The 24,385-nt window shown below is 69.7% G+C and carries 24 protein-coding genes, 1 tRNA gene and 2 pseudogenes; 21 read left to right on the plus strand and 6 right to left on the minus strand.

Features of this window, described 5'->3' with window-relative positions:
• Positions 1-156 precede the first annotated feature (156 nt).
• On the plus strand, positions 157-1,287 hold the full coding sequence (locus LRA89_RS00860) for a phage portal protein (RefSeq protein ID WP_230635637.1): 1,131 nt from the start codon (positions 157-159) through the stop codon (positions 1,285-1,287).
• Positions 1,288-1,390: 103 nt separating this feature from the next.
• On the opposite strand, the gene LRA89_RS00865 is transcribed toward LRA89_RS00860, so the two are convergent.
• Positions 1,391-1,531, minus strand: a complete 141-nt coding sequence (locus tag LRA89_RS00865) for a hypothetical protein (RefSeq protein ID WP_230635639.1) — start codon at positions 1,529-1,531, stop codon at positions 1,391-1,393.
• Positions 1,532-1,569: 38 nt separating this feature from the next.
• On the opposite strand from LRA89_RS00865, the gene LRA89_RS00870 reads away from it, so the two are divergent.
• The 17 genes and pseudogenes from LRA89_RS00870 (at position 1,570) to LRA89_RS00945 (ending at position 13,568) form a co-directional block, all read left to right on the plus strand.
• Positions 1,570-1,878, plus strand: a complete 309-nt coding sequence (locus LRA89_RS00870) for a DUF6127 family protein (RefSeq protein WP_056498651.1) — start codon at positions 1,570-1,572, stop codon at positions 1,876-1,878.
• Complete coding sequence (locus LRA89_RS00875) at positions 1,866-2,243, plus strand: HK97 family phage prohead protease (RefSeq protein ID WP_230635641.1); 378 nt, start codon at positions 1,866-1,868, stop codon at positions 2,241-2,243. Before LRA89_RS00870 ends, LRA89_RS00875 begins: the two co-directional genes overlap by 13 nt.
• A gap of 70 nt (positions 2,244-2,313) precedes the next feature.
• Positions 2,314-3,345, plus strand: a complete 1,032-nt coding sequence (locus LRA89_RS00880) for a phage major capsid protein (protein ID WP_230635643.1) — start codon at positions 2,314-2,316, stop codon at positions 3,343-3,345.
• Between the two features lie 129 nt (positions 3,346-3,474).
• Positions 3,475-3,966, plus strand: a complete 492-nt coding sequence (locus LRA89_RS00885) for a hypothetical protein (RefSeq protein ID WP_230635645.1) — start codon at positions 3,475-3,477, stop codon at positions 3,964-3,966.
• Positions 3,963-4,166 (plus strand): hypothetical protein, encoded by a 204-nt coding sequence (locus LRA89_RS00890; RefSeq protein WP_156349070.1) that lies wholly within the window; start codon positions 3,963-3,965, stop codon positions 4,164-4,166. Before LRA89_RS00885 ends, LRA89_RS00890 begins: the two co-directional genes overlap by 4 nt.
• A complete protein-coding gene (locus tag LRA89_RS00895; RefSeq protein ID WP_230635647.1) occupies positions 4,163-4,546 on the plus strand; it encodes a DUF3168 domain-containing protein in 384 nt (127 codons plus the stop codon). Before LRA89_RS00890 ends, LRA89_RS00895 begins: the two co-directional genes overlap by 4 nt.
• Positions 4,547-4,752: 206 nt before the next feature.
• A complete protein-coding gene (locus LRA89_RS00900) occupies positions 4,753-5,160 on the plus strand; it encodes a phage tail tube protein (protein WP_230635649.1) in 408 nt (135 codons plus the stop codon).
• The gene (locus LRA89_RS00905) at positions 5,157-5,468 is read left to right on the plus strand and encodes a GTA-gp10 family protein (RefSeq protein WP_230635651.1); all 312 of its coding nucleotides are present in this window, start codon (positions 5,157-5,159) and stop codon (positions 5,466-5,468) included. Before LRA89_RS00900 ends, LRA89_RS00905 begins: the two co-directional genes overlap by 4 nt.
• On the plus strand, positions 5,465-5,656 hold the full coding sequence (locus LRA89_RS00910; protein WP_230635653.1) for a phage tail assembly chaperone: 192 nt from the start codon (positions 5,465-5,467) through the stop codon (positions 5,654-5,656). Before LRA89_RS00905 ends, LRA89_RS00910 begins: the two co-directional genes overlap by 4 nt.
• Positions 5,649-6,197, plus strand: a complete 549-nt coding sequence (locus LRA89_RS00915) for a tail tape measure protein (protein ID WP_230635655.1) — start codon at positions 5,649-5,651, stop codon at positions 6,195-6,197. Before LRA89_RS00910 ends, LRA89_RS00915 begins: the two co-directional genes overlap by 8 nt.
• A gap of 1 nt (position 6,198) precedes the next feature.
• Positions 6,199-7,824, plus strand: a pseudogene (locus LRA89_RS00920) (non-contractile tail sheath protein); the annotation flags it as partial.
• 6 nt (positions 7,825-7,830) lie between these two features.
• Positions 7,831-8,475 (plus strand): annotated as a pseudogene (locus tag LRA89_RS20590) (DUF2163 domain-containing protein); the annotation flags it as partial.
• A complete protein-coding gene (locus LRA89_RS00925) occupies positions 8,472-8,852 on the plus strand; it encodes a peptidoglycan endopeptidase (protein ID WP_230635659.1) in 381 nt (126 codons plus the stop codon). The pseudogene LRA89_RS20590 and the gene LRA89_RS00925, both read left to right, overlap by 4 nt.
• A complete protein-coding gene (locus LRA89_RS00930) occupies positions 8,852-10,948 on the plus strand; it encodes a GTA baseplate fiber-binding domain-containing protein (RefSeq protein ID WP_230635661.1) in 2,097 nt (698 codons plus the stop codon). The genes LRA89_RS00925 and LRA89_RS00930 overlap by 1 nt, the downstream gene beginning before the upstream one ends.
• Positions 10,948-11,448 (plus strand): DUF2793 domain-containing protein, encoded by a 501-nt coding sequence (locus LRA89_RS00935; protein WP_230635663.1) that lies wholly within the window; start codon positions 10,948-10,950, stop codon positions 11,446-11,448. Before LRA89_RS00930 ends, LRA89_RS00935 begins: the two co-directional genes overlap by 1 nt.
• A 107-nt stretch (positions 11,449-11,555) precedes the next feature.
• A complete protein-coding gene (locus LRA89_RS00940) occupies positions 11,556-12,674 on the plus strand; it encodes an OmpA family protein (protein WP_230635665.1) in 1,119 nt (372 codons plus the stop codon).
• Between the two features lie 93 nt (positions 12,675-12,767).
• Entirely contained in the window at positions 12,768-13,568 is an 801-nt protein-coding gene (locus LRA89_RS00945; protein WP_230635667.1) for an APH(3')-I family aminoglycoside O-phosphotransferase, read from the plus strand.
• Positions 13,569-13,687: 119 nt separating this feature from the next.
• On the opposite strand, the gene ygfZ is transcribed toward LRA89_RS00945, so the two are convergent.
• Positions 13,688-14,422 carry a CAF17-like 4Fe-4S cluster assembly/insertion protein YgfZ gene (ygfZ, locus tag LRA89_RS00950; RefSeq protein ID WP_230635669.1) on the minus strand — a complete coding sequence of 245 codons (735 nt, stop codon included), beginning with the start codon at positions 14,420-14,422 and terminating at the stop codon, positions 13,688-13,690.
• A gap of 48 nt (positions 14,423-14,470) precedes the next feature.
• Here ygfZ and LRA89_RS00955 point away from each other — a divergent pair, with 48 nt between their 5' ends.
• A complete protein-coding gene (locus LRA89_RS00955) occupies positions 14,471-15,796 on the plus strand; it encodes a dihydroorotase (RefSeq protein WP_055757800.1) in 1,326 nt (441 codons plus the stop codon).
• 119 nt (positions 15,797-15,915) lie between these two features.
• Here LRA89_RS00955 and LRA89_RS00960 read toward each other — a convergent pair whose 3' ends face one another.
• Positions 15,916-16,629 (minus strand): DUF1134 domain-containing protein, encoded by a 714-nt coding sequence (locus LRA89_RS00960; RefSeq protein ID WP_056498677.1) that lies wholly within the window; start codon positions 16,627-16,629, stop codon positions 15,916-15,918.
• A gap of 168 nt (positions 16,630-16,797) precedes the next feature.
• Between LRA89_RS00960 and LRA89_RS00965 the strand changes: the two genes are divergently transcribed.
• Positions 16,798-16,890 (plus strand) — tRNA-Ser (locus LRA89_RS00965).
• Between the two features lie 205 nt (positions 16,891-17,095).
• On the plus strand, positions 17,096-20,098 hold the full coding sequence (locus LRA89_RS00970) for a PAS domain-containing protein (RefSeq protein ID WP_230635671.1): 3,003 nt from the start codon (positions 17,096-17,098) through the stop codon (positions 20,096-20,098).
• A 111-nt stretch (positions 20,099-20,209) separates the two neighbouring features.
• On the opposite strand, the gene LRA89_RS00975 is transcribed toward LRA89_RS00970, so the two are convergent.
• From LRA89_RS00975 to LRA89_RS00985, 3 genes are all read right to left on the minus strand, one after another.
• Positions 20,210-21,760 carry an MFS transporter gene (locus tag LRA89_RS00975; RefSeq protein WP_230635673.1) on the minus strand — a complete coding sequence of 517 codons (1,551 nt, stop codon included), beginning with the start codon at positions 21,758-21,760 and terminating at the stop codon, positions 20,210-20,212.
• Positions 21,761-22,002: 242 nt separating this feature from the next.
• Positions 22,003-23,379, minus strand: a complete 1,377-nt coding sequence (locus LRA89_RS00980) for a glycoside hydrolase family 28 protein (protein WP_230635675.1) — start codon at positions 23,377-23,379, stop codon at positions 22,003-22,005.
• A 22-nt stretch (positions 23,380-23,401) separates the two neighbouring features.
• Positions 23,402-24,271 carry a fumarylacetoacetate hydrolase family protein gene (locus LRA89_RS00985; protein WP_230635677.1) on the minus strand — a complete coding sequence of 290 codons (870 nt, stop codon included), beginning with the start codon at positions 24,269-24,271 and terminating at the stop codon, positions 23,402-23,404.
• Between the last annotated feature and the right edge of the window lie 114 nt (positions 24,272-24,385).

Raw genomic sequence — 24,385 nt, forward strand, 5'->3', positions numbered from 1 at the left:
GACCCCTCTATAAACCTGCGCTAGCCAGCAAAGCTGGCAAGCTTCGGTATCCCTCTCCCCTTGTCAGGGGAGAGGGCAGGGATGGTCCGACGATGGACTGGTTGGCTTCACGAGGCCCCGCCGATGCGGGGCCTTTTTCGTTTCGGGAGACAGGGCATGAAATGGTTCGGACGCAGGTCCGGGCGCGACGGGTCGCGTCCGGTGCTGGCGCGCGGGGGCGCGGGGGCGGTCGCGTGGCGTGAGGGGGCGGGGCCGGCGGCGGGGCAGTGGCCGCAGGATTATGCGGGGCAGCTTCGCGAGGGCTATATCGGCAATGCGGTCGCGCAGCGCGCGGTGCGGACGGTCGCCGAGGGGCTGGCCGCCGCACCGATCGGGGGGACGCCGGCGGCGGTGGCGCTGGTCGGCGCACGATCGGCGGGGCAGGAGTTTCTGGAGACGGCGGCGGCGCATCTGCTGCTGCACGGCAACGCCTATGTCCAGGTGATCGAGGACGGGGCGGGGGGTGTCGGCGAACTCTATGCGCTGCGGCCCGAGCGGGTGTCGGTGGAGGCGGATGGGAGCGGGTGGCCGGTCGCGTATCGCTACCGGGTGGGGGAGCGGGTGACGCGGATCGCGGCGGAGGATGGCGCGGGGCGGCCGGCGCTGATCCACATCCGCGCGTTCCATCCCGCCGACGATCATTATGGCCTCGGATGCCTGAGCGCGGCGGCGGGCGCGGTGGCGGTCCACAATGCGGCGGCGAGGTGGAACAAGGCGTTGCTCGACAATGCCGCGCGGCCCTCAGGGGCGTTGGTGCATGATCCGGGCGATGGCGGCGTGCTGTCGGCGGATCAATATGCCCGGCTGCGCGCCGAGATCGACGACAGTTTCGCCGGTGCGCCGAACGCCGGGCGGCCGATGCTGCTCGACGGCGGGCTGAAGTGGCAGGCGATGAGCCTGTCGCCCGCCGACATGGATTTCGTGGGGTTGAAGGCACAGGCGGCGCGCGAGATCGCGCTGGCGTTCGGCGTGCCGCCGATGCTGCTCGGGCTGCCGGGCGACAATGCCTATGCCAATTACCGCGAGGCGAACCGCGCGCTGTGGCGGCAGGCGATCGTGCCGATGGGCGAGCGCATTTTGGGCGCGGTGGCGCAGGGGCTTTCGCCGTGGCTGGGCGAGGTGAGCCTGGCGATCGATCTCAACCGGGTGCCGGTGCTGGCCGAGGAGCGCGAGCGGTTGTGGCGGCAGGTCGCGGCGGCGAATTTCCTGAGCGATGCCGAGAAGCGCGGGATGCTGGGGTTCGATTGAGCAGCCGGATGGCGGATGGGGTGTGAGGGAGCGGGCCGGCACCTCCCCTCCCTTATCAGGGAGGGGAGCAGGTTCAAGGCACTTCGTTGACTGTCGATCCGGCCTAGCGGCAGCGCAAAGTGCTGCGGTCGAGGGTCATTCCGCGTTCGGCGCAGCGGTCGGCCTTCAGGATCGGCAGCGCGAACACGAAGGCGAGGAGGGCTGCGGCGAAGGCGGCGGCGATGATGCGCAGGCGGGGTTTCACCGCGTCTGGCTAGGGCGAGGGCCACGGGGAGGCAAGCGATGGACGACGAGATGGTGCTGGCGCGGCTGATGGGACAGGCGGCGGAGGATGGCGCCGACCTGCTGACGCTGCGCGGGCTGGCGGAGGCGGCGGGTGAACTGGGGGCCACGCGGGCGATGGCGCGGATCGGGCTGTCCGATGCCGGCGCGGCGGGCGATGTGAAGGAACTGCGCGACCTGCTGGCGGCATGGCGCGATGCCAGGCGCTCGGCGGTGCGCGCGGCGTTCGGCTGGGTGGTGCGGATGGCGCTGGCGCTGGTGCTGGTGGGGATCGCGGTCGAGACGGACTGGCCGCGATGGGGGCGGTGAGGTTCGCCGGCTATGCGGCGGTCTTTCACCATGCCGACCGCGGCGGCGACGTGCTGCTGCCCGGCGCGCTGGTGGCGCGCGGGCGGGTGCCGCTGCTGTGGCAGCATCGTGGGCAGCCGGTCGGTGCGGTCGAATGGATCGGCGAGGATGCGCGCGGGGTGAGGATCGTCGCGCGCATCGCGGCGGACGAACCGGCGCGGCTGGTGAAGGCCGGGGCGATCACGGGGCTGTCGTTCGGCTATCGCGCGCTGCGGGTGCGGCAGGGGGTGCGGCGGGTGATCGCGCGGGCCGAGCTGGTCGAGATCAGCCTCGTTGCGCAGCCGATGCAGCCGCTGGCGCGCATCCATGCCGTCGAGGACGGGTGAGTTTCGGCCGGGCATCAATTTTCTGGACGGGCGTCGCGGTTGCGGCGCCCTTTTTCATGGGGACGGGCAGATGACGATCGAGGGAATGACGAGCGGGTTTTCGGGCGTGGCGGCACCGGGCAACCGGCCGCTGCTGAGCGGGGCGAACGTGAGCAGCGGTTTCGCCGCGTTCGTGCGGGCCGGGACGACGGTCGAGACGAAGGCGTTGTCGAGCGCCAGCGACGCGGCGGGGGGCCATGCGGTGCCCGAGGCGATCGACGAGCTGATCGAATCGACGCTGAAGTCGGCCAGCCCGATCCGTAGCATCGCGCAGGTGGTGCAGGTGGGAGGTGCGGGATACCGCAAGCTGGTGACGAACGGCGGCACGCCGTCGGGCTGGGCGGCCGAGACGGCGGCGCGGCCGGAGACGGCGACGCCGACCTTCAACGAGATCGTGCCGCCGATGGGCGAGCTGTACGCCAATCCGGCGGCGAGCCAGGCGATGCTCGACGATGCGGCGTTCGATGTCGAGGGCTGGCTGGCCGGCGAGATCGCGAGCGAGTTTGCCCGCGCCGAGGGGCAGGCGTTCGTCAGCGGCAATGGGGTCGCGCGGCCCAAGGGGTTCCTGAGCTATCCGACCAGCGCGGTGGGCGATGCGACGCGGGCGTTCGGGACGATGCAGTATCTGGCGAGCGGGGCCGCCGCCGATTTCGGGACCGAGCCCGAGAACCGGCTGATCGACCTCGTCCACCTGCTGCGGCGGCCGTACCGACAGGGGGCGTGCTGGGTGATGAACGCGCAGACGGCGGCGCGCATCCGCAAGTTCAAGACGGCGGACGGCGCGTTCCTGTGGGTGCCGGGGTTGATCGAGGGGCGGCCCGACACGCTGCTGGGCTATCCGGTCGTCGAGGCGGAGGACATGCCCGACATCGCAGCCGGCAACCTCGCGATCGCGTTCGGCAACTTCAAGGCGGGCTATCTGATCGCCGAGCGGGCCGAGACGCAGGTGCTGCGCGATCCGTATTCCAACAAGCCGTTCGTCCATTTCTACGCGACCCGGCGGGTCGGCGGCGCGGTCATCAATTCGGAGGCGATCAAGCTGATGAAGTTCGCGGTGTCGTGATGTGAGGGCGGTGCCGGCCCGCTCCCCCTCCCCGCCACCCACTTGAGTATCCTGAATGGGTGGCGGGGAGGGGGAGCGGGCCGGCACCGCCACCATCCGCGTGAGCGGATCGAACAACAGGAGACGGACATGACGGCACCTTTGCCGGCGGCGGTGGTCGCCGAGGTGCGCGAGGCGGCGCGCGGGTATCTGCGCATCGTGGCGCGCGACGAGGATGGGGTGATCGAGGGAGCGGCCGCCGCCGCGCTGGCGCTGGCCGAGGGGTTCACCGGACAGGCGCTGATCGCGCGCGAGCATGTCGCGGCGATGGCGGCGGCGGGCGAGTGGCGCGCGCTGCCGGTGCAGCCGGTGCGATCGATCACCGGCGGCGGCGCGGTGGCGGCGGTGGACATCGATGCGACCGGCACCGGATGGGTGCGGATGAGCGAGGCGGGCGAGGTGCGCTTCGTGGCGGGGTTGGCGGAGGACTGGGCGGGGTTGCCGGCGGCGGTGGCGCAGGGGGTGGTGTTGCTGGCCGCGCATCTGATCGAGGCGCGCGGGCGCGATCTGGCCCCGCCGGCGGCGGTGGGGGCGCTGTGGCGGCCGTGGCGGCGGATGCGGATCGGGAGCGCGCGGCGATGAGGGCGCTCGCCGAACGGGGGCGCGTAGCCGGTGCGGCGCGGGCGGCGGCGGTGCGCGAGCGGGTGGCGGCGCGCGCTGGAGCGGTGGCGGGGGTCGAAGTGGCGGTAGAGGGGGATGCGGTGGTGCTGTCGGGGCGGGGGCTGGCGCGGCGGTCGATCACCGATCCGGCGTTCGCGCAGGTGGCGGAGTGGGGGCGATGATCGCCGCCACGTTGATGCAGGCGATGCTGGTGGCGCGGGTGCGCGCGGCGATCCCCGAGGTGGCGGTGTTCGACGCGGCGCCGGTGCGCGGGCACCGGCCCTATGTGCTGATCGATACGCCGGCGCTGGGCGACTGGGGCACCAAGGATGCCGCCGGGCGCGAGGGGCGGGTGGTGGTGCAGGCATTCGATACCGGCGAGCGGCCCGAACGGCTGCGCGACCTGGCGGCGCGGGTGGAGGCGGCGGTGCTGAGCGCGCCGGCCGAGCTGGCGGGGTGGCGGGTGGCGTCGCTGGTGTTCCTGCGCGGCCGGATCGCGCGCGAGGGGGAGGGGCGCTGGGTGGCGGTTGCCGAGTTTCGGGTGCGGATGCTGGCGGTGTGACGGGGGGCGTTCGATCCGTCCATCCGAACACGTCGCCCCAGCGAAGGCTGGGGCCTCTCGCGGCTCTTGTCGCACGTCATCACCGGGAGATCCCAGCCTTCGCTGGGATGACGTTTGTGGCGGTGCGGGACGGTGGATCCCGGCCTTCGCCGGGATGACGAAGTGGGTGGGGCAGGCGGGGGCCTGCCGGTTTTCAGGAGAATGACATGGCGGTGGAGAAGGGAAGCGCGTTCCTGCTCAAAGTCGGGAACGGGGCGTTGCCGGTCGTCTATACGACGGTGGCGGGGATGCGGACGACGCAGTTGAGCATCAATGGCGAGGCGGTGGCGGTGACGTCCAAGGATTCGGGCGGGTGGCGCGACTTGCTGGCGGGCGCGGGGGTGCGGTCGGTCAGCGTGTCGGCGGCCGGGGTGTTCACCGGGGCTTCGGCCGAGGTGCGTATCCGGGGCAGCGCGCTTGTCGGGCGGATCGACGATTACCGCCTGACCTTCGAGGGTGGCGAGATGATGACCGGGCGGTTCCTCGTCACCCGGCTGGACTATGCCGGCGATTACAATGGCGAGCGCAGCTATACGCTGGCGCTCGAATCCTCGGGCGCGGTGGTGGCGGCATGAACATGGCCGCCAATCCGGTGCGCGGCGAGGCGTCGTTGCGCGTGTGCGGCGAGACGCTGGTGCTGCGGCCGAGCTTCGCCGCGCTGGTCGCCGCCGAGGCGGAGGTGGGGTCGCTGCTGGCGCTGGTCGAGCGGGCGGCGGCGGGGCGGATCGGCATCGCCGAGCTGGTCGCGCTGCTGTGGCATTGCCTGCGCGATCCGCCGCCGGTCGACCGCAATGCCTTTGCCGAGGGGGTGACGGCGGCGGGCATCGCGGCGGCGACCCCGGCGCTCAAAGTGCTGATCGGGCAGATACTGGGCGGGCGATGAGCTTCGCCGAGGGCGCGGCGCGGGCCGCCGGGCTGGCGGGGGTGGCGTTCGGCTGGTCGCCCGACGCCTTCTGGGCCGCGACTCCCGCCGAATTGGCGGCGCTGGTGCGGGCGGTGGCCGGCGATGCGCCGACGCCATGCGACCGCGATACCATCGCCAGGCTGAAGGAGCGTTTTCCCGATGGATGAGGAAATCGAACGGCTGATCGTGCGCGTGCGCGCTGATACCGCGGGCTTCGCCGCCGATGTGGCGGCGATGCAGGGCAATCTGGACGGACCGTTGTCGGCCGGGATCGACCGGGCGGGACGCGCGATCGAAACGACGTTGGCGCGGGCGATCCGTACCGGCAAGCTGGGGTTCGACGACCTGCGCGACGTGGCGCTGAAGGTGCTGGGCGAGATCGCCGCCGCCGCCGTGCTGGGGGCGGGGACGCCGGGCGGGGGTGCGGGCGGGCTGATCGGGCTGCTCGGCCAGTTGATCGGCGGTGCGCCGGGGCGGGCGACCGGCGGGCCGGTCAGTCCGCAGCGCCCCTATTGGGTCGGCGAGCGTGGCCCCGAACTGTTCGTGCCGACCAGCAGCGGGCAGGTGATGCCGGCGGCAGCGGGCGAGGGGCGCGCGGTGCGGGTGGCGATCACGATAAGCGGCACGCCGGGACAGGAGGCGCAGGCGCTGCGCCAGTCGGGGCGGCAGGTCGCGCGCGCGGTGCGCGCCGCGCTGATGGAGGCGTGAGATGGGCCATTGGCTGGCGAGCGAACGCAGCGGGCAGGAAGCGGGGGTGCTGACGCGGTTCGATGCGGCGTACTGGACGGTCGATTTTCCCCGGCCGATGATGGCGTCGGTGGTGACGACCGCGGCGGATGCGCTGCGGGTCGATTGCGTGTTCTATCGGCGGGATGATCTGGCCGGGCTGATCTGGGCGGCGGAGGACAAGCACGATCATCCGTTGCTGCGCTATGCGACCGATCGCGATTTTCGTGGGTGCCGCCTGTCGTTCCGGTGGCGGTCGGGCGGGGTGCGGGCGCTCGACGCCGTTCACGGCCCGGTGCTGACGATCGAGGGGCGCGATGCGGCCGGCGCGGCGCGGGCATGGTATGTGCGGTTGTGGAACTATGCGGTCGGCGACCCGGAGGATGCGGTGGTCGCCATCGACTTCGCGGACGTCGACGGCGGGTTCCTGCTGCCGGGCGAGGCCGATCCGGTCTGGGCGGGCGATGTCGACCGGATGTTCGTGTCGCTGGTGCCGCCGGGCTATGACGCGGGCGACGCGCCGCTGGCGGCACCGGCCGAAGGGTGGGTCGAGCTGTCGGCGATCCGCTGCGACGGGCCGGGGTCGGTGCTGACGGTCGGCGATGTGGTGGTGCCCGAACATGGGCTGGGCATCTGTAGCGGCTATGACGACAGCTATCACCTGACGCCGGCGCGGTTGCTGCACAATGCGCTGCGGCTGGGGTATCGCGGCGACATCGTCCATTATGTGGGCATGAGCCATTATTTCCGGCTCGAGCGCGCGGGCGGCGGGTTGTTCGTGTCGCTGGCCGGCGGGGTGCTGAACGCGGCGTGCGCGGCGTGGCATCGTGACTTTGCGATGCGGGCACGGGCGCTGGGGTACGGCGTCATCTGGTCGCTCAGCTACGAACTGTTCGACGCGCATTGCTGGGGCGACTGGAAGCAGCGCGCGAGCGACGGGTCGCCCGCGCTGACCGGGTGGGTGCCGCCGTCGACGCTGCTGTCGCCGGCGCATCCGGGGGCGATGGCGTATTTGCAGGCGGTGGCGCGGGCGTTCGTCGGTATCGCGGTGGTGGCGGGGTTGGTGCCGAAGTTTCAGGTGGGCGAGCCGTGGTGGTGGGTGACGCCCGGCCATCGCATTTGCCTGTACGATGCGGCGGCGAAGGTCGCGCTGGGCGGCGATCCGGTGGTGATCGACGATGTGCGCGGGGACCTGGATGCCGCCCGGCGCGAGCTGCTCGACCGGGCGGGGGCGCTGCTGGCGGCGTCGACCGCCGCGCTGGGGCAGGCGGCGCGCGCGGCGGGGGCGGTGCAGGTGCTGCTGCTCGCCTATCTGCCGACCATTCTCGATCCCGCCGCGCCACAGGTGAAGCGCGCGAACCTGCCGGTGGGGTGGGCGCGGCCGGCGTTCGATGTGCTGCAACTGGAGGATTACGACTGGGCGACGACCGGCAATGTCGGGGCGAGCGTGCGCGCGGTCGCGGCGGCGGAGACGCGGCTCGGCTATCCGGTGGGCGAACAGCAATATTTTGCCGGGTTCGTGCTGCGGGGCGAGGACCGGGGGCAATGGACGGCGATCGTGGCGGCGGCGCAGCGGGCAAGGACGCGCGGGGTGGCGGCGGTGTTCCTGCCGTCGGCGATCGTGCGCGACGATACGGCGGGCGCCCCGGCGCTGGAGGTGGGCGGGGCGCTGAGCCACCGGGCGGTGGCGGAGCGCGACTTGCTCGCCGGGCGCTATGACGGGGCGCGGATCAGCGTGTTCGCGTGGGACTGGAGCGCGGACGTGGCGACGCCGGTCGCCGGGGGGCGGATCGGCAGCGTGGCGACGGCGCGGGGCGGCTTCACCGCCGAATTGCTGGGGGTGGAGGTGGCGCTCGACCGGGCGGTGGTCGAGACGACGTCGCCGGGATGTCGCGCGACGCTGGGCGATGCGCGGTGCCGGGTACCGATGGCGGAGCGACGCAGGGTGGTGCGGGTGAGCGCGCAGGCGGGCAACCGGCTGGTGCTGGCGGGCGGCGGGGTGGGCTGTGCCGGCGGGCGGCTGCGCTGGATCGGCGGGGCGAACGGCGGGCTGGCCGAGCGGATCGTCGCCGGAGATGCGACCGGCGTGGTGCTGGCGCGGGTGCCGGCGTTCGAGGGGGCGGGCGCGCTGGTCGAGGTGGGCGAGGGGTGCGACGGGACGCTCGCGACCTGTCGCGACCGGTTCGGCAATGTCGCCAATTTCCGGGGGGAGCCGCATCTGCCCGGCATCGACCTGCTGACGCGTTATCCCGGCGCATGAGCGCGGTGGTGGCACGGGCGCGCGCGGCGATCGGCGCGCGGTTCCGGGTGCAGGGACGGTCGATCGAGGACGGGTTCGATTGTGTCGGGCTGGTCGGCTGGGCGACCGGGCGGGCGGTGCCGCAGGGTTATCCGGCGCGGTGCGGCGATGCCGGGCGGGCGGGGGATGCGCTGGCGGCGGCGGGGTTCGTCGCGGTCGGTGTGGCGCGCCCCGGCGACGTGCTGCTGCTGGCGAGCGCGCCGGGGCAGTTGCATCTGGCGATCGTGAGCGGGCCTGGGATCATCCATGCCGATGGCGTGGCGCGCCGCGTGGTCGAGCGACCGGGCGCGCCGCCGTGGCCGGTGGTCGGGGTGTGGCGAATGGAGGAGGCGGGCTGATGGCGAGTGTGGTGCTGACGACGCTGGGCGGGGCGGTCGGCGGGCCGGTCGGCCGGGCGCTGGGGGCGGTGGCCGGGCGGACGATCGACGACGCGCTGTTCGGTGGCAAGCGGCGCGAGGGGCCGCGGCTGACCGAACTCAGGGTGCAGACGTCGAGCTATGGCAGCGCGATCCCGAAGCTGTTCGGGACGATGCGGGTGGCGGGCACGGTGATCTGGGCGACCGACCTGCGCGAATCGGCGGCGACGACCGGCGGGCGGACGACGCAGTACAGCTATTCGGCGTCGTTCGCCGTCGCGTTGTCGGCGCGTTCGATCCGGGGGGTGGGGCGCATCTGGGCCGAGGGCAAGCTGCTGCGCGGGGCGGCGAGCGACTGGAAGAGCCGCACCGGGTTTCGCTGGTATCCGGGCGACGAGGCACAGATGCCCGATCCGCTGATCGCGAGCGTCGTGGGGGTGGACAGCGCGCCGGCCTATCGCGGCATCGCCTATGCGGTGTTCGAGGAGTTGGCGCTGGCCGATTTCGGCAATCGCATCCCTTCGCTGACGTTCGAGGTGATCGCCGATGCCGCGCCGGTGGCGGTCGGCACGATCGCGGGCGTGTTGAGCGACGGGGTGATCGGCGGGCAGGCGGGGCCGGTGCTGGGCGGGTTCGCCGCCGAGGGGGCGAGCGTCGGCGATGCGGTGGCGGCGCTGATCGATCCGATCGGCGGCTGGTATGCGGCCGGGGGCGGCGGGCTGGACCTGTGTTTCGGGGTGGGGCCGGCGCGGACGGTGTCGCCGGGGGCGGGTGCGCCCCGCCGGCGGCGGGCCCCGGTCGAGCCGCGCGATGTCGTGGTCGCCTATCACGACAGTGCGCGCGATTATCAGACCGGGGTGCAGCAGGTGCGAACGCCGGGCGCGCGGGCGACCGAGCGGATCGCCCTGCCCGCTGCGATGCAGGCCGGTGATGCGGCGGCGCTGGCGGGGATGGTCGCGGCGCGGCTGGCCAGCGGGGGCGAGGGGCGCACGCTGATGCTCGGCTGGGACGCGATCGACCTGCGGCCGGGCGAGCGGGTGACGATCGCCGGCGAGGACGGGCGGTGGCGCGTCCGCCGTGTCGCGATCGAGGCGGACGGCATAACCGCCGATCTGGTGCCGATCCCGTTCGCCGCGCCGGGGCCGGTGGCGGCGGACGGCGCGCCGGTGCTGGCCGCCGACGTGCTGCCGGGCGACACCCGGTTGCGGCTGATCGAGGTGCCGGGCGCGGGCGATACGCTGCAGGTGATGGCGGTCGCGGCGGGGACGGCACCCGGCTGGCGGCGGGCGACGTTGCTGGCCGGCGACGATGCGACCGGGTGGCGCGAGATCGGCATGACGGCGGCGGCGGGGACGATCGGCACGGTGCCGGGCGTGCTGGGACCGGGCACGGCGGCGATCGAGGACCGGACGAGCGAGATCGACATCGTGCTGCTCCATGATGCGATGACGCTGGCCGATGCCGATGCGGCGGCGCTGGACCAGGGGGCCAATGCCGCATTGATCGGTGACGAGATCGTCCAGTTCGGCCGGGCGCGGCGCATGGGTGCGGCACGCTGGCGATTGTCGCTGCTGTGGCGCGGGCGGCAGGGGAGCGACTGGGCGATGGGGAGCCATGGTCCGGGCGAGGGCTTCGTGCTGCTCGATCCGGCGACGCTGCGCGCGATCGACGATCCGCCGCCGAGGGTCGGGCGGGCGATCCGCGCGATGGCGAGCGGGATCGCCCCCGACGACGTGGCCAAGACGGCGATCATGCCCGACGGCCGCGCGCTGGTGCCGCCGGCACCGGTGCATGGCCGGATCGACCGGATGGGTAGCGCGCTGGTCGTCCGCTGGGTCCGGCGGGCACGGGGTCCGGCGGGGTGGCGCGACTCGATCGACCTGCCGCTGGGCGAGGAACGTGAAGCCTATCTTGTGACGATCGCGCACGCCGATGGCCGTGGCGAGACGATCGAGGTCGCTATGCCCGCCGTCACCCTGCCGGTGCCGGACGCGGCGGCGCAAATCGCGGTGCGCCAGATCGGTACGCATGGCGCGTCGCGACCGATGATCCTTCCCTTTCTGCCGGAGACACCATGATGACCGACCGGACCGCACGGCTTGCGCTGCCGCTGTTGCACAGTTCGCAGGCGCAAAAGGAAATGACGCATAACGAGGCGCTGACGTGCATCGACCTGCTGTTGCACGGCGGTATCGAGGGGGTCGGCGAAGACACGCCCCCGGCCACCGCGCAGCCCGGACAATGCTGGATCGTGGGCGATGCGCCGGTCGGCGCGTGGGCGGGGAGCGCGCGCCACATCGCGGGGATGACGGCGGGCGGCTGGCGCTTCGTTGCCCCACGCGAGGGCATGGCCTTGTGGTGGGCCGGTGGCGAAACGACCGTGGTGTTCCGCGGGGCGCAGTGGCGGATCGGCGAGCTTCATGCCCGGCGGCTGATGGTCGAGGGAACCGCCGTGGTGGGGGCGCAGCGGCCGGCGATTCCGGGGGCAAATGGCGGAAACGTGCGGGATGTCGAGGCCCGCGCCACCCTCGATACGGTACTGACGGCACTCCGCGATCACGGCCTGATTGGCCGGTGAAATCGTGTCGTTTGTGCAACACCGCGATTTTTGTGCGCTTGCGCGGCAACCAACGCTTCGGTACTTGGTTTGCGCTGTCCGTAGGACAACTGTGAAAGGGGACTAGAATGCGGAAGCTTGCCGTCACATTGGCGCTCGCGACCACTGCGCTCGCAACTCCCGCCCTCGCCCGCGACAACGCGTGGTATGTGGGTGTGGAAGGCGGCGCAATGATCGTCGAAGACATCGATTACGATCTTACTGCTCCGGCTGGTGGCGTTACCACCATCGACAGCGACTATGGCTATGACGTTGGCGGCCAGGTCGGTTACGACTTCGGTGCGCTCCGCGTCGAAGCCGAAGTCAGCTATCGCAGCGCGACCGTCGACGAGATCCGGACCACCGGTTCGGTCGCAACCGGCCCGACGACTGCGGTGCCTGCCGGCACCTACAGCGGCGGTGGCCGCACCTCGGCGCTGTCGTTCATGGCGAATGCCATGCTCGACTTCGGTGACGATGACGCGATCAGCGGCTTCGTCGGCGGTGGTGCCGGTGTCGCGCGCGTCAAGGCGCACGACTATCGCGTCTCGAACCGCTTCTCGGCGCTCGACGATTCGGACACGGTCTTCGCATGGCAGGCGATTGCGGGCATCCGCGCGCCGCTGAGCGAGAACGTCGACGTTTCGCTGAAGTATCGTTTCTTCAACGCCGAAGACGTTCGCATCGTGAACGTTCGTGGCGTCGGTTACGACGGTCGTTTCCGGTCGCACAGCCTGCTGGGTGGCCTGACCTTCAACTTCGGCGCGCCGACCCCGCCGCCGCCGCCGCCGCCGGTTGAGCCGACCCCGGTTCCGCCGCCGCCGCCCGTCGACGTTGCACCGACCCCGATCGTCACCTGCACGCCGGGACCGTACATCGTGTTCTTCGAATGGGATAAGTCGGACGTCACGCCGGAAGCGGCTGGCATTCTCGACAACGCCATCTCGAACTACCAGTCGTGCGGCAACGCGAACGTCATGCTTGCCGGCCACGCCGACAAGTCGGGTTCGGCTTCGTACAACGTCGGCCTTTCGCAGCGTCGTGCGGACTCGGTCCGTGCGTACATGGAAGGCCGTGGCGTCTCGGGCGGCGTGATCTCGACCGAAGCGTTCGGCGAAGGCCGTCCGCGTGTTGAAACCGCCGATGGCGTCCGCGAACTGCAGAACCGTCGCGTGGAAATCACCTACGGTCCGGGTTCGGGCATGTAATTCTACTTTCCTTCGGGAAAATAGCGTTCGCAACGAGGGAGGTCGGGCAACCGGCCTCCCTTTTCGTTTGTGTCGGATGTAGCGGAATGGCCGATGGATCGCGAAATCCCCTGCGCACCGGTGGACGTGCCGCCCGGTATCGCCGAAGCGGTGGCGGGATATGGCTGGGCGCGCGATCTGGTCGGGGAATCGGGCGGGGCGGTGTATCGGCTGCACGGTCGGCCGGGGGCGGCTGACCTGTTCCTGAAACACGGCACCGGACCGGTCGCCGACGACATTGCCGACGAGATGATCCGGCTGCGCTGGCTGGCCGGACGGATGCCGGTGCCGGGCGTGGTCCGCTTCGTCGCGGCGGACAATGCGGCGTGGCTGCTGACGACGGCGCTGGCGGGTGAAACGGCGTATCAGGCGTTGTCGCGCCGGCCGGGCGTGGCGCTGGTCGACGCGCTGGTGGCGTTCCTGCGGCGGCTGCATGCGATCCCGGTCGTGTCCTGCCCGTTCGCGAGCGACCATAAGCGGCGGATGGCGGCGGCGCGGGCGCGGATCGACGCGGGCCAGGTCGACGAGGAGGATTTCGACGACGAGCGGCTCGGCTGGTCGGCGGCGCAGGTGTGGACGGCGATGCGGGCGCTGTTGCCACTTACGCTCGATGCGGTGGTGACGCATGGCGATTTCTCGCTCGACAATCTGCTGGTGCAGGGCGGTGTGGTCGTCGGCTGCATCGACGTGGCGCGGGCCGGGGTGGCGGATCGCTATCAGGACCTTGCGATCCTGTCCAACTGCCTCGGCGAGTTCGGACCCGGTCTACAGGAGCAGATGTTCGCGGCCTATGGCATCGCCGAGCCGGACACCGACCGGCTGACGTTCCATCTATTGCTCGACGAACTGTTTTAGGGCCGATCGACCTTCCTTCGCGCGTCGCCACCCCGGAACGAGTCCGGGGTGACGAAAGGGGCGGCCGTTTCGACCGGAAATGACGAAGATTGGCCGGAAATGCGAAATGCCGATCGGCGCTAGGCCGGATCGCCGGCCAAGGCGACCGCCAGCCATGCCGGGCGGAGCGTATCGCCAAGATCGTCGACCCGGCGATGTTCGACTGCCAGCCCGAGGTCGGCGTGGAGCAGGCGGGTGCGCGGACCGGCGGTGTCGGCCGGCACCACCACCAGCCGGCGGTTGACCGTCGAGCGATAGTGCATCCGCGCGGTATTTTCCTGCCCGACATAGCAGCCCTTGGTGAAGCTGACCCCGTTCAGTTCGGCGGCGTTGCACTCCAGCCAGAGCGTCTGGCCATCGCCCAGCTCGGCGCGGCCCTCGGCGATGCCGAGGCGCAGGCGGTGTTCGCGCCAGCCGGTGGCCGCTTCGCCGGGCGGTGCCAGCCAGCGGCGGCCAAGCTCCGGCAGGCGGGGATCGGGCAGTCCTTGCGTTCCCTCCGCCGACCAGTGAACGCCGGTATCTTCCCGCGCGATCGTGACGGCGCGGCGCAGGCGATAGAGGGTGAGGCGTTTGACGATCGCGCCGATCGCATCGACCTCGCCATCGATCAGTACGTCGCTGCCGTCTGCCCACAGGATGAAATCGAACAGCGCCTTGCCCTGCGGCGTCAGCAATGCCGCCCATAACGGCCGGTCGGGCGCGAGCAGGGCGAGATCGTGCGTGACGAGCCCTTGCAGGAAATCGCGTGCGTCGGTGCCGCCGATGCGCAGCACGGCGCGATCGGCAAGCCAGGTTCCGGGGGTGGTCAGCGTCATGGGGACGAGGTAGGAGGCCCCACCCCCCAGCGACAAGAGGCGGCAGCGTTGGCGACCTTCGATACCAAGCTCACCGGTGGCACGGTCCACCTTCCCGGCGGCCCGGCGCGGGTCGACATCGGCATCACCGACGGACGGATCGCCGGCATCGGCGTGGCCGGCGACGCGGGCGAGACGATCGACTGCACCGGGCTCGACATCCTGCCCGGCGTGATCGACACGCAGGTGCATTTCCGTGAGCCGGGGCTGGTCCACAAGGAGGACTTGGCCACCGGATCGGTCGCGGCGGTGATGGGCGGCGTGACCGCGGTGTTCGAAATGCCGAACACCAAGCCGAACACCGACAATGCGGAAGCGATCAACGACAAGCTGGCCCGCGCGCAGGGCCGGATGTGGTGCGATCACGCCTTCTACGTCGGGGCGACCGCGCGCAACGCCGATCATCTGGCCGAACTGGAGCGCCTGCCCGGCACCGCCGGGGTCAAGATCTTCATGGGATCGTCGACCGGCGATCTGCTGGTGTCCGAGGATGCCGACTTGCTGCGCGTGCTGCGCCATGGCCGGCGGCGCGTGGCGATCCATGCCGAGGACGAGACGCGGATGATCGCGCGCGAGGGCGAGCGGGTGAGCGGCGATCCGTCGTCGCATCCGGTGTGGCGCGACGACGAAAGCGCGCTGATCGCGACGCGGCGTATCCTGCGGTTGGCGCGTGAGGCGGGGCGGCGGGTTCATGTCCTGCACGTCACCACCCCGGCCGAGCTGGAGCTGCTCGGCGCGAACAAGGACATCGCCTCGTGCGAGGTCACGCCGCAGCATCTGACGCTGGCCGGCGAGGAGGCCTATCCGCGGCTTGGTACCTATGCGCAGATGAACCCGCCGATCCGCTCGGGCGCGCATCGCGACGGGCTGTGGCACTGGCTGACCCAGGGCGTGCCCGACGTGATCGGATCGGACCATGCGCCGCATACCGTCGAGGAAAAGGCCAAGCGCTATCCGGCATCGCCCAGCGGCATGCCCGGCGTGCAGACGCTGCTGCCGCTGCTGCTCAACCATGTGGCGGAGGGGCGGCTGACGATGCCGCGGTTGATCGACCTGACCAGTGCCGGCGCGCAGCGTATCTTCGGGCTGGTGGGCAAGGGGCGGATCGCGTTCGGTTATGACGCCGATCTGACCGTCGTCGATCTGAAGTCGCGCTGGACGGTCGAGGAATCATGGCTGGCGTCGCGATCGGGCTGGTCGCCGTTCACCGGCGATACGCTGACCGGGCGGCCGGTGGGCACGATCGTGCGCGGGCGGACCGCGATGTGGGAAGCGCAACTGGTCGGCGAGGCGCAGGGGCAGCCGGTGCGGTTCGAGTCGACTGCGTTCGGGTGATGGCGTGCGGCGCTGGGTGGGGGACCTACCCAGCGCCGCGGGCGAAGCCCGCGTCGTCGACCGGGCTTTGCCCGCCGGCCGGGCTGGCGCGAGTCAGGCAGGGGCCTGCCGCGCTGCGCTTAGAACGGTAGCCACCGTTGTTTTTCGCTGAACCGCATATAGCCGACGTTCGCGCCCAGCCGCCAGCCGACGCCCAGCCGCACCGGGATCATCACGATGTCGCCGCGCCGCAGATAGCTGGCCGAAAAACCGCCGACGAAATAGGCGCGCCCCTCGGCGGCGGGGAAACGGCGATAGAGTTCCTGCGAGTCGTACAGGTTGTAGACCAGCACGAAGACCTTGGTCGCATCGCCGCCGACGTCGAAGCCGACCGACGGCCCGGTCCAGTAGACGGTGCGCTGCCCCTCTACCTTGTGGTTCATCACGCCCGACCCATAGCGCAGGCCGACGACGAACGCGCCCGCCGCCTCGCGCCCGGCGATATAGGCGTTGGGCTTGCCCTGATCCTTCAGGATATTCTCGATGATCCCGGCCAGCCCCTCGGCACCGCGCCCGAACACACCCTCGGCCGCGCCGATCAGGTCGTCGCGTTCGAACGTGTCGCCCGCAGCACTGGTCGCGGTGCTGCTCGGCGGAGTGGTGGCGGGCGGCTCGGCCTGCTGCACCGGCTCGGGCGTATAGGCGGGCGGCACGTCACGCGGTTGCGTCGGCGGGACGGGAGCGGGGGCGAGATCGCCGTCGATCGCATCGTTCGGGTCGACCGTGCGCACCTGCGCCTGCGCCGGTGCCGCCAGCACCATGAGCGGCAACAGCCACCCGATCACCCGTTGCATCTGTCCATTCTCCCCACGCGGAACCCGATGCCGCACGATAGGCCGCCTCGCCCTTGCCCCGCAATGAACGCGCGGCCGGCGGTGTGCGAATTACGAGCAACGTTGTGGTTGATCGCCGGGCATTCCCTCGTTATAGGCCCGCACTCCAAGGCTTGGCATAGCCCCTTGGGAGACGTGGGTGAGTGGCTGAAACCAGCGGTTTGCTAAACCGCCGTAGGGGGATTACTCCTACCGAGGGTTCGAATCCCTCCGTCTCCGCCAGTATTTCAGTGCAAGGCATTGAAACGAAATCAAGAATCCTGGCGAGAATATCGGCTCCGCTACCGGGCCGATTTCGGAAGATCCGTTTCGCTGGTCACAGAATCCGGTACTCGATCACCTGATTGAGCAGCATCCACCAGCCGGACCCTCACGGATACCCTCAGCGCGATACGACCGTGCCCGGCGTTCCTGCCGCCGGGATGTCGTGTCGACATGCCTGCTGGATTATAGTGGTATGTCCCTTGAAAGCGGGTATTTTGACGCCGCCGGTCCATGGTCGAGTGCCCGGGTCATCGAGGTACGAAATATCCCTACGGCAATATCAGACGATGCCGCCGCCGTGAGCCGGCTCGGGACGATCGACAAGATCCTGGAAGCTGCCTGCCGATTGACGGGGATGCGTTTCGCAGCGGTTGCGCGCGTTACCGCCGACCGATGGGTCGCCTGTGCGGTTCACGACGAGATCGCCTTCGGGCTGGAGCCGGGGGGTGAACTGGACGTCCGGTCCACGCTTTGTCACGAGGTCGGTGCGTGCGGACGCACCATAGCGATCGATCATGTGGCGAACGATCCGGTATATCGTGACCATCATACGCCGGAGCGATACGGTTTCCAGAGCTACATCTCGACGCCGATCCTGCGCCGCGGGGCGTTCTTCGGGACGTTGTGCGCGCTGGACCCGGCACCGGCCAGTCCACGCGATCCGGCCATCTGCGCGACGTTCGAGCTGTTCGCGGAACTGATCGGCCGCGATCTGGAAACCCAGGCATCGCTCGAACGTGGTGCCGGGCTGGTGGCTCTCGCCGATCGGTTTCGTGTCATCGACGATCCGGCCGAGATGCTGTTTGCGGCTGCCGAAGTCCTCGGTCGTATCCTCGATGTCGACCGATCTGGGTATGCCGACGTGGACGACGTCGCCGAGACCGCCATCGTCGAGCGCGACTGGACGGCACCGGGTGTCGTGAGCCTTGCCGGGGTCCATCGTTTTCGCCACTTCGGCAGCTTCATAGACGAGTTGAAGCGTGGCGAGCCGGTCGTCATCGCCGATGCCGACGTCGATACACGCACGGTCGAAACGGCGCGGGCATTGAACCAGGTCGGCGCGCGCGCGATGGTCAATCTTCCCGTCGTCGAGCATGGACGACTGGTCGCGATCCTGTTGCTGAATTGCGCGGTGCCACGCCAGTGGTTGCCCGAAGAGCTCGCCTTCATCCGTGACGTGGCGGACCGGACTCGATTTGCCGTCGCGCGACGGCGCGCCGAACGCGAACTGGCGCGTCTGACCGAATCCCTCGAAGCCCGGGTCGTCGAGCGGACCGCAGAGCGCGACCGGATGTGGGACACATCGCCCGATCTGATGCTCGTCATCGATTTCAACGGCGTTTTCCGGCGGGTAAACCCGGCCTGGACGGCGGTGCTGGGCTATCGCGAACAGGAACTGATCGGGCATCACGTCAACGAGTTCGTCGTGCCGGACGATCATGCCGACACGGTCGACGCCTATGAGATGGCCGCTGCGGGCGGGCGGCCCGTGGTGCTGAACCGATACCGGCATCGGGACGGAACGATCCGGTGGATTTCGTGGACCGCGGCACCGGCAGGGAAGATGACCTATGCCACGGGGCGCGACGTCACCGCCGAGCGCAAGCGTGCGGTCGAAGTGCGGCGCTATCGCGAGATCGTCGAGGCGACCGCTGCGCCGATCTGCGCGTTCGACGTGGACTATCGGCTGATCGCCTTCAACAAGGCGCACAATGATGAGTTTCGGCGCGTCAACGGCTTCGACACGAAGATCGGCGACGTGTTTCCCGACCTGTTCGCGGCGGACCAATGTGACGTCATGCGTGACCTGATGACCCGCGCCTTGTCGGGGGAGAGCTTCACGGTCGTCGAGGCCTTTGGCCGACCGGAGCTTGGATTGCCGTGCTGGGAAATAAGCTACACGCCGCTTCGTGACGAAAGCGGACGGGTCGTCGGCGCATTTCACCAGGCCACCGATATTTCGGAAAGGCTGTTGGCGGAGGCCGAACTCGATCGTGCGCAGGAGGCGCTGCCACAGAGCCAGAAACTCGAAAGCATGGGCCAGCTTACCGGGGGCGTGGCGCACGACATCAACAATCTGCTCACGCCGATCATGGGGAGCCTCGACCTGCTGCACCGACGCGGCGTCGGCACCGAGCGCGAGCAGCGGATGATCGACGGTGCCCTGCAGTCGGCCGAGCGCGCCCGGTTGCTGGTGCAGCGTCTGCTGGCTTTCGCCCGGCGTCAGCCGCTGCAGGCGGTGGCGGTCGATGTCGCGGCACTGGTGATCGGCATGGCGCACCTGATCGAAGCCACGTCCGGGCCGCGCGTACGGGTCGTGCTGGACCTCGCTTCCGACCTGCCATCTGCCAGGGCCGATCCCAACCAGCTCGAACTGGCCATTCTCAATCTCGCCGTCAACGCCCGCGATGCCATGGCCGGGGGCGGGACATTGACGATCGCCGCACGGTCCGAGCCGATCGGGCCGGCGTCCCGTCCGATACTCGGGGCCGGCGACTATGTCCGCCTGACCGTCAGCGATACCGGGTCCGGGATGGACGACGCCACGCTTGCGCGCGCGATCGAGCCGTTCTTCAGTACCAAGGGTATCGGCAAGGGCACCGGGCTTGGCCTGTCGATGGTCCACGGCCTCGCCGCACAGCTCGGCGGCGGCCTCGTCATCGCAAGCGAGCCGAATATCGGGACGGTGATAGACTTGTGGCTGCCGGTGACTGCCGAGACGGTGCCGGCCTTGGCCCCGGCACTGGTACGGGAATCGAAACACGCCGCAGGGATCGCCCTGCTGGTGGACGACGAGGAACTGGTGCGGCTCAGCACCGCCGACATGCTCACCGATCTCGGATACGCGGTGCTGGAAGCGGCATCGGCGGAAGCGGCGCTGGAACTGGTCGAGAGCGGCATCGCCTTCGACGTCCTCGTCACCGATCATCTGATGCCGGGAATGAGCGGAGCCGAGCTTGCCCGCAAGGTGGCGGAGCGGCGGCCGGACACCGCCGTGCTCGTCATATCGGGCTATGCGGAACTCGAAGGGATCGCAGCGGACTTGCCGAGGCTGAGCAAGCCGTATCAGCGTGACGGCCTTGCTGCGGCGCTGTCGTCGTCGAGAGAGTGTCGCCGGCACGGGCAGGCGTCGCTTGCGGTGGCGGAAAACACCTTGGACGGATGACCGGAACCGGATCACGGGACGGACGCCGTATCGGCATCGCCAACCTGCCGGCAACGTCACCCGAAGGCGCGGTGTATTGAACGACCGTGCCGCTGCACGATGGCAATCGCCTCATTCGAGATCGCGGAGATCGCGACCACGGGTTTCGCGGCCGAACCACGCCACCAGCACGAGCGACAGCGCGGTCGGCACCATGACCAGCAGCGACGACGTGCCCATCGACAGGGTGATGCCGCTGATCGTCAGTGCCTGTGCGAACAGGCCGCCCGCCTTGGTACACGCCGCCACCCAGCCCGTCGCCCGGCCGCGCACCCGCAGCGGGAAGCTCTCGGCGGCATAGGGCAGGACGATGGCGATGATGCCGTTGGAGCCGACGATGAGCAATGCGACCGGCAGCACCGGACTGCCGCTGCCCGCCAGTTCGAGGCGCAGCACCAGCAGCAGCCCCGCCAGCGTCAGCGCGATCATCGTCGCCAGTGCCCATTTCGTGCTCCACCGGCTATAGAGCAACGCCGCGATGAAGACGGTGGGAAACGCGATCAGCGCGCTTTCGGCGAGCAGGCGGCTCGACACGCCGACCGAATAGCCTTTGGCGACCAGATCGGCGGGCAGCCACAGCAGCAACCCGAAGTTGATGAGCCCCCATGACAGCGCACAGATGCTGAGCGCGGCAAGCTTGCCGTACAGCTTCGCACCGCGCAGCGCCTGCGACCCGCCGGCACGCGCGACCGTCGGCACCGGGACCTTATGCGCGGTCGCGCCGAAGCGCCGCATCACCGCCTCTGCTTCGGCAATACGGCCGCGCGCCAGCAGGAACTTCGCGGATTCCGGGATCAGCGCGCCGAGCAGGACCAGCGTCAGCCCGGTCGGCAGGTTGGCCAGCCACAGGATGCGCCAGCCGAAGATCGGTTGCAGGATCGCCGACATGCCGCTGGCGGCGAAATAGCCGCCCACCGCGCCAAGCCCGCCGACCAGCACGAGGCTCCAGCCACGGTGGCGGCTCGGCATCATCTCGGCGAGCAGCGCATAGGTGACGGGCAACATGCCGCCGGCCGCCGCGCCCATCATGAAGCACATCGCGATATTCCATGCGAGGCTCGGCATCGCACCGCAGATCGAGGTCCCGACGAACATCACCGCCGACAGCAGGATCGACGCCTTGCGGCCATAGATGTCGGCGATCCAGCCCCATAGCACCGATCCGGTAACGGTGCCGGCCAGTGCGAAGAACGGCACCAGCGACACCGTCCTTTTCGGCACGCCATATTCGGAGATCATGCCGGGCACGGTGAAGCCGAGCGAGGCGGGCTTCATCACGTCGATTACCAGTGCGATGACCAGCACCGCCATCAATCCCCAATGCGCGGGTCCAAGCGGCGCATCTTCCGGGGCGGCAACCACGATTCCGGCGGCCGCGGCCCGCTGCGCACCGACGTTGCGCGGCATCAGGCCATAGGCCGCCACCAAGGTTCCCACGACGATGAGCACCATGCCGCCCAGCATCAGATTGTCCATCGGCATGCCGGCCAGACGATACTGCATCGAACGCGCCATCGCGAACATCGGCAGATGCGCGACGACACCGGCGGTGACCGCGATGCAGCCGGCAACGAACGCCCAGATCGCCTGCCGATCCGACAGCGTGCTTTTGATCGATCCCATGTTCATCCCCCCGGCCGCCGCTGCGATAGCCCGCATGACCGGCAAGGTGAAGGGCGGTGTCGTCGTACGACGCCGGCATGCGCCATCCACCCAATGGCAACCCGGCGTTCTGACCGTTGCCGCAGCGCGGGAAGCAGGCTTGTTCAGGAGATCACGTTACCATGACCGGTACTGCCGTGGCCCTATTGTCGATCCCACCGTGCTCGCGGCCTTTGCGGCCGGGCAGTACTGGTCCCGCCCGGTCAGCCCTTGACCTCCCGCACGATCCGGCCCGGTTCGCCGTTCACCCGCACATTCTCCATGCGAACGTTCCGCGTATCGCGTGCGACCAGCGCGGATCGATCGGGGTCGGTCAGCCGGACGTCGATGTCGCGTAACAGGACGTTGCTGATCGCGGTCGTCGGATTGCCCGAGATCGTGCCGAAGCCGCGCGTGGTGCCGCGGACGTCCTCGATCACGATGTCGCGGATGATCGCACCCGGTTGCCGGGGCGCGACCTTCGTCCCATGGGTCAGGCGGGCGTTGACGATCAGGCCGATCGCGGGATCGTTGACGCTGAAATTGGGAATGTCGGTGCCATGGAACACCTCGCCGTTGTGCCAGCGGCTGATGGGGGTCGGTGCCTCGGCCAGTCGCACGCCTTTCACCCGCAGTTTCTCATATACCTGCCCCGGCGTGTCGGGGCGGACCTTGAAGCGGATCGTCGGCATGTCGCCGACATTGGTGATTCGTTCGACGCGCACGTCGCGCACCACCGTCGCGTTGCTGCCATAGGTGACGCAGCCCAGACCATGTTCGAAGACGCAGTCGTGAATATGGATGCGTTCGACCGGTGGCGCTTCGGCATGGGCGGCGGCACCGGCCCCCTGCGTTCCTTTCAGCGCGATGCAATCATCGTCGACCGAGAAGCGGCAGCGGCGAACGATCACGTCCTGACAGCTATCGATGTCGACGCCGTCGCTGCTCGGCGCGCGGATCACATGCGGCACCTCGAACCCGCAATCCTCGACCACCGCCCGGCGGCAGCGATAGAGGTGGAGGTTCCAGAAGGCGGGATCGCGAAAGGTCACGCCGCTGACCAGCACGTCGTCGCAATCCTCGATCGAGCAGAGCTGGGGCAAGTGATATTGCACCTTGGCCTGGCCGACATATTCGTCGGGCATGGTAAAGAAGCTCCGCCAGAACGGGTCGCCCTGTCCGTCGAGCATGCCGGGGCCGAGGATGCGCAGGCCGTGGTTGCCCGTCGCATTGACCAGCGCCATGCGCAGCGGTTCGGGCCAGGCTTCGGCGAAGCGACGCAGTACCAGCGGATAATCGGCCAGCGACGCCGACCCTTTCAGCACCGCGCCGCGCCGCAGTTCCATGCCCACGCCGGGGCGCAGGAGGATCGATCCGCTGACGAACACGCCCGCCGGTATCGCGATCATGCCGCCGCCGCCCTGCGCGCAGGCATCGATCGCGCGCTGGATCGCGGCGGTGTTCAGCGTCCGGCCATCGCCGACCGCGCCGTGATCGCGAATGTCGACCGTCCGCCGCCGCTGCCCCAGTGCGCCGCGCGGCAAGGCGACGAGCGGTACGGCACCCGCCAAGGTTCGCAACAGGCTACGGCGTGCGGGCATGGCGGCGTCTCCAGGCGGACTGTCAGGGAAGGCGAGGGGCAGGGGCCTGCCACGCGACGAAATCTTGTCGCTGCTCGCCCAGCCGTTCGATGCCGAGCGTCACGACGTCGCCGGGTTTCAGATACCAGGGGTCGGGCTTCTGGCCGAGGCCGACGCCGGGGGGCGTGCCGGTGGTGATGATGTCGCCGGGTTCCAGCGTCATGAACTGCGACAGATAGGCGATGATCTGCGCCACGGTGAAGATCATCGTCGCGCTCGATCCGTTCTGCATCGGCCGGTCGTTGACCGACAGCCACATCGACAGGCCTTGCGGATCGCCCGCCTCGTCAGGCGTCACCAGCCATGGGCCGACCGGGCCGAACGTCGGAAAGCCCTTGCCCTTGTCCCACGTCGGGCCGCGCTCGACCTGCCAATGGCGTTCGGACACGTCGTTGACGACGCAATATCCCGCGACATGGGCCAGCGCGTCGGCCTCGGACACATGACTGGCATGGCTGCCGATCACGACGCCCAGTTCGACTTCCCAGTCGGTCTTCTGCGAATCCTTGGGGATGACGACCGGGTCGTTCGGCCCCTGGATGCAGTTCACCCATTTGCTGAACACGACGGGTTCGTCGGGGATCGGCAGGTTCGATTCGGCGGCATGATCGGCATAGTTCAGCCCGATCGCCACGAACTTGCGCGTGCCCGCGACGGGTGGCCCGTAGCGCAGATCGCCCGTCGCCAGTGGCAGCGTGGCCGGATCGATCGCGGCAAGCCGTGCCAGCGAGGCGGGGGACAGCACCTCGCCGGCAAGGTCGGCGACCACGCCCGACAGGTCGCGGATATGGCCGTCGGCATCGACGATACCGGGTTTTTCGGCATTCGGGCTGCCATAGCGACACAGCTTCACGTGGACGTTCCCCTTTTTCGCGATCCGGCAATCATCGGCCGTTTACTTGCCAACTCCATGGCTTTAGGTCAGTAAGTCATAATACGTCATACGTCAAATGGCGTGCGAGGCGGG

Source organism: Sphingomonas sp. Leaf4 (assembly GCF_920939515.1).
Classification (GTDB): Bacteria; Pseudomonadota; Alphaproteobacteria; order Sphingomonadales; family Sphingomonadaceae; genus Sphingomonas.

Bases quoted from the DNA above. Each gene is read 5' to 3' on its own strand.
- LRA89_RS00860 (WP_230635637.1), top strand. From the start codon at position 157: ATGAAATGGTTCGGACGCAGGTCCGGGCGCGACGGGTCGCGTCCGGTG.
- LRA89_RS00870 (WP_056498651.1), top strand. From the start codon at position 1,570: ATGGACGACGAGATGGTGCTGGCGCGGCTGATGGGACAGGCGGCGGAG.
- LRA89_RS00875 (WP_230635641.1), top strand. From the start codon at position 1,866: ATGGGGGCGGTGAGGTTCGCCGGCTATGCGGCGGTCTTTCACCATGCC.
- LRA89_RS00880 (WP_230635643.1), top strand. From the start codon at position 2,314: ATGACGATCGAGGGAATGACGAGCGGGTTTTCGGGCGTGGCGGCACCG.
- LRA89_RS00885 (WP_230635645.1), top strand. From the start codon at position 3,475: ATGACGGCACCTTTGCCGGCGGCGGTGGTCGCCGAGGTGCGCGAGGCG.
- LRA89_RS00890 (WP_156349070.1), top strand. From the start codon at position 3,963: ATGAGGGCGCTCGCCGAACGGGGGCGCGTAGCCGGTGCGGCGCGGGCG.
- LRA89_RS00895 (WP_230635647.1), top strand. From the start codon at position 4,163: ATGATCGCCGCCACGTTGATGCAGGCGATGCTGGTGGCGCGGGTGCGC.
- LRA89_RS00900 (WP_230635649.1), top strand. From the start codon at position 4,753: ATGGCGGTGGAGAAGGGAAGCGCGTTCCTGCTCAAAGTCGGGAACGGG.
- LRA89_RS00905 (WP_230635651.1), top strand. From the start codon at position 5,157: ATGAACATGGCCGCCAATCCGGTGCGCGGCGAGGCGTCGTTGCGCGTG.
- LRA89_RS00910 (WP_230635653.1), top strand. From the start codon at position 5,465: ATGAGCTTCGCCGAGGGCGCGGCGCGGGCCGCCGGGCTGGCGGGGGTG.
- LRA89_RS00915 (WP_230635655.1), top strand. From the start codon at position 5,649: ATGGATGAGGAAATCGAACGGCTGATCGTGCGCGTGCGCGCTGATACC.
- LRA89_RS00925 (WP_230635659.1), top strand. From the start codon at position 8,472: ATGAGCGCGGTGGTGGCACGGGCGCGCGCGGCGATCGGCGCGCGGTTC.
- LRA89_RS00930 (WP_230635661.1), top strand. From the start codon at position 8,852: ATGGCGAGTGTGGTGCTGACGACGCTGGGCGGGGCGGTCGGCGGGCCG.
- LRA89_RS00935 (WP_230635663.1), top strand. From the start codon at position 10,948: ATGACCGACCGGACCGCACGGCTTGCGCTGCCGCTGTTGCACAGTTCG.
- LRA89_RS00940 (WP_230635665.1), top strand. From the start codon at position 11,556: ATGCGGAAGCTTGCCGTCACATTGGCGCTCGCGACCACTGCGCTCGCA.
- LRA89_RS00945 (WP_230635667.1), top strand. From the start codon at position 12,768: ATGGATCGCGAAATCCCCTGCGCACCGGTGGACGTGCCGCCCGGTATC.
- ygfZ (WP_230635669.1), bottom strand. From the start codon at position 14,422: ATGACGCTGACCACCCCCGGAACCTGGCTTGCCGATCGCGCCGTGCTG.
- LRA89_RS00960 (WP_056498677.1), bottom strand. From the start codon at position 16,629: ATGCAACGGGTGATCGGGTGGCTGTTGCCGCTCATGGTGCTGGCGGCA.
- LRA89_RS00975 (WP_230635673.1), bottom strand. From the start codon at position 21,760: ATGGGATCGATCAAAAGCACGCTGTCGGATCGGCAGGCGATCTGGGCG.
- LRA89_RS00980 (WP_230635675.1), bottom strand. From the start codon at position 23,379: ATGCCCGCACGCCGTAGCCTGTTGCGAACCTTGGCGGGTGCCGTACCG.